Here is a 4,590-nt window from a genome sequence, read left to right on the forward strand (position 1 = left end):
AACCACCCACCCCAGCCAACCAATCCCCAGGTCAAACCGGGGATTCACCTATTTCAACAGCCGTAACTTCGGCCTAAGACAGCGTCGACAGAAAACCACACCCCCAAAACACCCAAAACCCCAGAACAACGCCACAAACTACCCACAAAACCGACTTAACTTAGGGCTAAACTCAGCGTGATCTGCGCTACGACAATCCGCGTGCCGATGTGGTCACCCGCCAGTACGAGCGATACCGGTACCCCCAACCGATAGAGGACCTGGAAGCATGGCTGGCCAACAACTGGGAATGGTACGACCCCAGCCACGCGCACCGGGTGTTCTGGCCGGACCGGGTATATAAGGCCGATCTCGACATCCTCATCGCCGGCTGTGGCACCAACCAGGCGTCGGTCTTCGCCTTCATGAACCCCGACGCAAGGTCGTGGCGGTCGATATCAGCCAACCGTCGCTAGGCCTGGCAGTACCTCAAAGACAAGCACGGGCTGTTCAACCTGGAGTTGCACCTGCTGCCGGTTGAGGAATTGGCTTCGCTGGGCCTCGATTTCGACATGATCGTGTCGACCAGCGTGCTGCATCACATGGCCGATCCCCAGGCCTGACTGAATGCTGTACCCAGTTGTCTGCGACCCGACGGCGCCGTAGGGGTGATGCTGTATGCCAGGTATGGCCAAGTCGACGGGCAGCGCGCAAGCTGTTCCAGGCGCTGTGGCGCCTCGACTTCCTGGCGATGGCCCCAAACACTTAACTAAATGCGCAATCGTTGTGATGCCGCTGTATCACGCAACCTTTTTTGAATACGACCTGCGGCAGACCCGCTGCGGCCGAAATCATTTCGGCAATGCCCTACCAACGTCGGTGATGCGCGATATCCTCAGCCAATGTCCGATAGGCCTGCGACTGAGTCCACCCCCGCGGAAAGTCACAAGCAGTCCCCCGCTGAGGACGAGTCTTCTTCTGAAAAACCGGTGCCCTTCCCACGTCATTCGGCTGCGTCGCAGTGGCCCGCATACGCAGCCCTGGCTGTCGCCGTGATTGCCGTAGCTCTTGCTGCTTTGGCGTATTTCCACCCGGCGCACAACAAATCATCGGTAGCCCAGCAAGGCGGCGACGCGAAAGCGAACCTTTGCACGGCCTACAAAGCTGCCCACCAAACGGTGGTCATCAATACTCACTTGGAGAGCACGAACCCAAACGACCCGGTTGCCGAACTTACGGTGGCCACCAACGCACGGTTGGCCCTGATAGGCGGTGGTGCGTACTTGCAGAGTCGGCTCGCCACAAATACCGCGGCTCCAGCTGATCTCACCAACGCCGTAACCTCCTTTGCCAACACGATTGAACAGCTAGGGATCAACTACTTGATGGGGGCGGGAGCCGAAGTTCAGGATCCGCTGCGGCAGGACCTGGATTCCCAAATCGGCAAACTCAGTAAAATGTGCGCCTAGCGATGGTCCGCGATTGACGTAATCGTCGGTCATGTCTGGCCCAGCGCGGGTGGATCGTGCGGTAGTTGTCGGTTGCGAAAATATCGGCGGATGACCGCGCCGTCGGCGAGACTTGACAGATTCAGCCGAACGCAATGTGGTCGAATGGGTTTCGGCATTAGCAACCTGGCCAGTCGAGCGATACCCACCGATGGCCTGAGGCCTAACTTCACGATTCGCCTCGCCGCGCAACCGCGGCTGCAGACGATCTTGCCAAAGCCTTTGAGTGCGAAGCCATTACGATCGAACTGGTGGAATCAACAACAAGGTCACCAGGGCGCGCGCGATGGCTTTCCATCGCTCACGGCGCGGCCTGGTCGTGGACATAGCGCCCTGTCCATGGACTGGTTGAATACGGCGCAGCAGCGTTCCCCCATACTGGGAAGCATGAGAATAAGTGGGGCGTTCCTGGCCGAGAAAGTCGAAGCGGTAGACAATAAGCTGAATGTGAAGGGCGGTGTGATATCCAACTTCAGAGTCGGTCGCGACCGCCAAGCACAGTTTGACATCGTGGTGTTGACGCAAGGAGACACCGAAGACACCGGCGGCGACGATCGCTTGGTCGTCATCGAGGTGGCCCCACCCGACGGTGGAGAACCCCTGCACATGCACCGCGAGCTGCCGATGAACTTGACCAACGCGGACGTGGGATTCGCCTGCTTCCAGTTCCGACTTACCTTGAATCTCAATGGTCGCTGGCTCGTGAAGATGAAGGGCGCGGCGGGAGACATAGCGCTGCCACTGACGGTGAGTGGTCCGCGCTAGGCGCCTCGCAGCACGACGGCGGGTTGCAAAACGCCCATTGAATTCGTGCGTTTGGCAACCCGCCCCCGTTTGTGGAACTACGTTGGCGGCAACGGGGAGAACACGCTTCTCGCAAGGAGGTAGACCGATGGTTCGTCGCAGCTTCGGCGCACGGGATCGCAGATCACGCAAGGTTATTAACGTCGGAGGCCTGCGTCCGACCGCCAGCATGATTCTGGCTGCGGCGTTGATCACGCTGGGCGCCGCTTCTACCGCCTGCACCCACACCGTCAGCGGCGTCGCCGTCGTGCATCCCGGCGGTGCCGGCATGGCAGCCGACGATCCGAGCGGCAACGGCGGCGACGGCACGCCAGGCGATAACGGTAACGGCGGCGCCGGCGGCAAAGGCGGGGCCGGCGGCAAGGGTGGGGCCGGTGGCAGCGGAGGTGCTGGCGGCCACGGTGGCAAAGGCGGGGCAGGTGGCCAGGGCGGGGCGCCCGGGACCGGCGGTGCGCCTGGCGAGGGCGGCCAGGGCGGCGCCGGCGGCGCACCCGGCCCCGGCGGCACCCCTGGCGAGCCGGGTCAGCCCGGCCAACCCGGCTGAGCCGGCGGCGCCGGACTCGGACCTAGCTCCAGACGCGCAAGGAAGCGTTAGGCAATGACCAGCCAAGTCGACAGCGACACGTTCGTTCGCCCGTCCCGCGGCGGATTGCCGGTCAAAGATCTCGGTCGGCTATTGCTGCGCTGCGACGACAGACCCGGTCTAGTGGCAGCGGTCAGCACCTTTCTGACCTCCGCGGGCGCCAACATCATCTCGCTGGACCAACACTCGACCGAGCAGACCGGCGGAATGTTCCTGCAACGCACGGTCTTTCATCTGTCAGGCTTGGCGGCGGCGCGTGACGCGTTGGCCCGCGACTTCGCCGAGCAAGTGGCCGAAAACTTCGGAATGGACTTCCGTCTCACCGAGGCGGCCAAACCCAAACGGGTCGCCATCATGGCGTCGACCGAAGACCACTGCCTGCTGGACCTGTTGTGGCGCAACCGCCGTGGCGACCTGGACATGTCGGTGGTGATGGTGATCGCCAACCATCCCGACCTGGTCGACCAGGTCCGCCCGTTCGGGGTGCCGTTCCTTCACATCCCGGCCCACAAGGAGATTCGCGACGAGGCCGAACGACGCCAGCTCGATTTGTTGCGCGGCAACGTCGATCTGGTCGTGCTGGCCCGCTACATGCAGATCCTGACTCCGCGGTTCATCGAAGAAGTAGCGTGCCCGATGATCAACATCCACCACTCCTTTTTGCCGGCTTTCATTGGTGCCGCGCCTTATCGGCGGGCCAAGGAGCGCGGCGTCAAGCTCGTCGGCGCAACCGCGCACTACGTCACCGCAGAGCTCGACGACGGGCCGATCATCGAGCAGGACGTCGTCCGGGTGGATCACCGCCACACCGTCGAGGACCTGGTGCGCCTGGGTGCCGACGTCGAACGCGCCACGTTGTCCCGCGCCGTGCGGTGGCATTGCGAGGACCGAATTATCCAGTACGGCAACCAAACCGTCATTTTGTGACCTCAGCCGAGTAGCACATTAGGTGCTACAGTAGCTGGGGTGGAGACAATCGGGATTCGTGAACTACGTCAGAACGCCAGCGTGTGGGTAGCGAAAGCGAAAGCTGGACTGACCATTCAAATCACCGACCGTGGTAGGCCAGTAGCGCGCCTGGTGCCTCTTACGCCCGTCGACCAAGCGCGCGACAAGCTCATCGCAGAGGACCAGTTGGTTCCCGCTAGCGCAGCACGAGTTCCGCTCAGTACGGCCGATCTCATCGAAGGTCAATCGCTCACTTCCATACTGGACGAGCAACGCGCCGATCGATGATCTATCTCGACACCTCGGCAACAGTGAAACTTGTTGTAGCTGAAGAAGAATCAACGGCATTGATCGACTGGCTCAATGAGCACCCGGACGAAAACCTGGTCACCAGCGCCATCGGTCATATCGAGCTGATACGGGCGGCCGCGCGAACAGGGCCGGCCGCCGTGGCGCTGGCACGAAATATTGCGTCGACCATCGACACCCTTGTCTTGACAGACGTTATCGCCTCAGCGGCGGCGACTATGCCTCCCGCCGAGCTACCCGCACTCGACGCGATACACGTTGCCACTGCATATATTCACCGGCGGAGCCTTAGCGCGTTATGCGCGTACGACCGCCGGCTCCTTGACGCCGCAGAATCGCGTGGCCTGCCGACCGTCTCGCCCAGAGGCGACGCGGACGTCGGCTAGGACCCTGCTGAATAATCCGGTAGCGGTTCACCGGCCGTGTTGACGCCGGAGTTGATAGGTCATCTGCGATAAT

At 61.9% G+C, this 4,590-nt stretch carries 6 protein-coding genes and 1 pseudogene; all 7 read left to right on the forward strand.

Annotated elements, in window-relative coordinates; genetic code table 11:
• Window positions 1-182: 182 nt before the first annotated feature.
• Window positions 183-677: pseudogene (locus ABDV69_RS20210) on the forward strand (class I SAM-dependent methyltransferase); the annotation flags it as partial.
• Window positions 678-1,031: 354 nt separating this feature from the next.
• Window positions 1,032-1,448, forward strand: coding sequence for a hypothetical protein (locus tag ABDV69_RS20215; protein WP_343577544.1), 417 nt, complete (start codon window positions 1,032-1,034; stop codon window positions 1,446-1,448).
• Between the two features lie 144 nt (window positions 1,449-1,592).
• On the forward strand, window positions 1,593-2,252 hold the full coding sequence (locus ABDV69_RS20220) for a hypothetical protein (RefSeq protein WP_343577545.1): 660 nt from the start codon (window positions 1,593-1,595) through the stop codon (window positions 2,250-2,252).
• 127 nt (window positions 2,253-2,379) lie between these two features.
• Window positions 2,380-2,835 (forward strand): hypothetical protein, encoded by a 456-nt coding sequence (locus ABDV69_RS20225; protein WP_343577547.1) that lies wholly within the window; start codon window positions 2,380-2,382, stop codon window positions 2,833-2,835.
• A gap of 54 nt (window positions 2,836-2,889) precedes the next feature.
• A complete protein-coding gene (purU, locus tag ABDV69_RS20230) occupies window positions 2,890-3,801 on the forward strand; it encodes a formyltetrahydrofolate deformylase (RefSeq protein ID WP_343577549.1) in 912 nt (303 codons plus the stop codon).
• Between the two features lie 39 nt (window positions 3,802-3,840).
• The gene (locus ABDV69_RS20235; RefSeq protein ID WP_343577551.1) at window positions 3,841-4,110 is read left to right on the forward strand and encodes a type II toxin-antitoxin system prevent-host-death family antitoxin; all 270 of its coding nucleotides are present in this window, start codon (window positions 3,841-3,843) and stop codon (window positions 4,108-4,110) included.
• Window positions 4,107-4,517, forward strand: coding sequence for a type II toxin-antitoxin system VapC family toxin (locus ABDV69_RS20240; RefSeq protein WP_343577552.1), 411 nt, complete (start codon window positions 4,107-4,109; stop codon window positions 4,515-4,517). Before ABDV69_RS20235 ends, ABDV69_RS20240 begins: the two co-directional genes overlap by 4 nt.
• Window positions 4,518-4,590 lie beyond the last annotated feature (73 nt).

Origin of the sequence: Mycobacterium sp. (assembly GCF_039583785.1) — a bacterium.
Lineage (GTDB): Bacteria > Actinomycetota > Actinomycetes > Mycobacteriales > Mycobacteriaceae > Mycobacterium.

Bases quoted from the DNA above. Each gene is read 5' to 3' on its own strand.
- ABDV69_RS20220 (WP_343577545.1), top strand. From the start codon at position 1,593: ATGGGTTTCGGCATTAGCAACCTGGCCAGTCGAGCGATACCCACCGAT.
- ABDV69_RS20225 (WP_343577547.1), top strand. From the start codon at position 2,380: ATGGTTCGTCGCAGCTTCGGCGCACGGGATCGCAGATCACGCAAGGTT.
- purU (WP_343577549.1), top strand. From the start codon at position 2,890: ATGACCAGCCAAGTCGACAGCGACACGTTCGTTCGCCCGTCCCGCGGC.
- ABDV69_RS20240 (WP_343577552.1), top strand. From the start codon at position 4,107: ATGATCTATCTCGACACCTCGGCAACAGTGAAACTTGTTGTAGCTGAA.